2 protein-coding genes are annotated in these 1860 nt (G+C 46.3%); both read left to right on the top strand.

From position 1 onward, the window contains the following. The coding region (locus HR060_RS19050) for a saccharopine dehydrogenase family protein (protein WP_281362636.1) at positions 1 to 600 on the top strand (600 nt) is incomplete at its 5' end. A gap of 106 nt (positions 601 to 706) precedes the next feature. Next, positions 707 to 1860, top strand: a 1154-nt coding sequence (gene nspC / locus HR060_RS19055; RefSeq protein ID WP_174201852.1) for a carboxynorspermidine decarboxylase, incomplete at its 3' end; no start/stop codon positions are given.

Genomic DNA, 1860 nt, shown 5'->3' on the forward strand with positions numbered 1-1860 from the left:
GAATTTGTCGAAACACCTGCGATGAGCAAATCGGCGCAGTTTGAATGTCCAGAGAATGTGGGTACGTATGATATTTACCGTATGTATCACGAAGAGCTGGAATCGTTAACCAAGCATTTCCCAACGATTAAGCGCGCCCAATTTTGGATGAGCTTTTCTGAGAATTACTTAAAGCACTTAGAAGTGTTGGGTAATGTGGGAATGACAGGTATTGAGCCGGTTGAATTTAACGGGCAATCGATTGTTCCAATTCAATTTTTACGTCAACTACTGCCAGACCCAGCGAGCTTAGGGCCACGAACAAAAGGCAAAACGTGCATTGGTTGTATTGTACGCGGCGTGAAAGATGGCGAAGAAAAGACCATGTACACGTATAACATCTGTGACCACCAAGCGTGTTATGCAGAAGTTGAATCACAAGCGATTTCTTACACAACGGGCGTACCGGCCATGATAGGTGCGAAGATGATGTTAGAAGGAAAATGGATGAAGCCGGGTGTGTGGAATATGGAACAATTAGACCCAGACCCGTTTATGGCAGACTTAAACGAATATGGCTTACCGTGGAAGACGGTTGAATTAGGCGAAACAGCGCTATAAGTTGCGATTGAGTACATCAATAGCAGGGTATCCCTGATAATCAGGGATGACATCCAAGTATAAAGGTGAGTGTTGAGCTCACCTTTTTTATGGGTAACAGCAGGTAATGAATAAGAAAAATCCTTTTGAAACGTTTGATTTAAGTCGGGTGCCGTCACCGTGTTTTGTGGTCAATAAAGCGGGCATTGAAGCGAACTTACGCATTTTACAGGATGTACAAACGCGCAGTGGCGCAAAGATACTGGCGGCGCTCAAAGCGTTTTCGATGTGGCGCTTAGGTGATTTAACGCGTCAATACTTATCGGGCACCTGTGCCAGTGGTATTCACGAATTGCGTTTGGGCAAAGAAGAATACGGGGGCGAATGCCATGTGTTTTCAGCCGCGTTTAAAGAAAGTGAATTAAACGACTGTTTGGCGATAGCAGACCATGTGGTGTTTAACTCGTGTGGCCAATGGCAACGGTTTCAACCGCAAATACAAGCGGCGTTAGCGAAGCGACCGAATATTGCGTTTGGTTTGCGAATTAACCCTGAGCACTCAGAAGGGGCGACGCCGATTTATGACCCATGTGCACCGGGTTCGCGTTTGGGTATCCCGTTATCGGAACTTGACAAGACGAGCTTGGAAGGGATTTCTGGGCTGCACTTTCATACCTTATGTGAGCAAGGTTTTGAGCCCTTAGCGCGGACGGTAAAAGCAGTAGAAGAGAAATTTGGTGACGTACTTTCTCAAATGCAATGGATAAACTTTGGCGGGGGGCATCACATCACGGCGGATGACTATGATAGAGAAGGGTTGATAGCGCTGATTCAACGTTTTTCAAAGCAATATGATGTGCAGGTTTATTTAGAGCCGGGTGAGGCGATAGCGATACATACAGGTATTTTGGTGGCGGAAGTGTTGGATGTGACGTTTAACCAGATGCCCTTGGCGATATTGGACACGAGTGCGACATGTCATATGCCCGATACATTAGAGATGCCGTATCGGCCGGATATTTTGGGTGCGGGGGATGCGAATGAAAAGGCGCACACGTACCGATTAGGCGGGATGACGTGTTTGGCAGGCGATGTGATAAATGATTACAGCTTTGATGAAGCATTGACAGTGGGTCAGCGCTTGGCTTTTGATGATATGTCGCATTACACCATGGTGAAGACGACGACGTTTAATGGAATTGGTTTGCCGAGCATTGCACTTTGGGATGAAAGGGATGATAGCTTGGAAGTGGTGAAGTCATTTGGTTACGATGATTTCAA

Source organism: Marinifaba aquimaris, assembly GCF_013328345.1.
Classification (GTDB): Bacteria; Pseudomonadota; Gammaproteobacteria; order Enterobacterales; family Alteromonadaceae; genus Marinifaba; species Marinifaba aquimaris.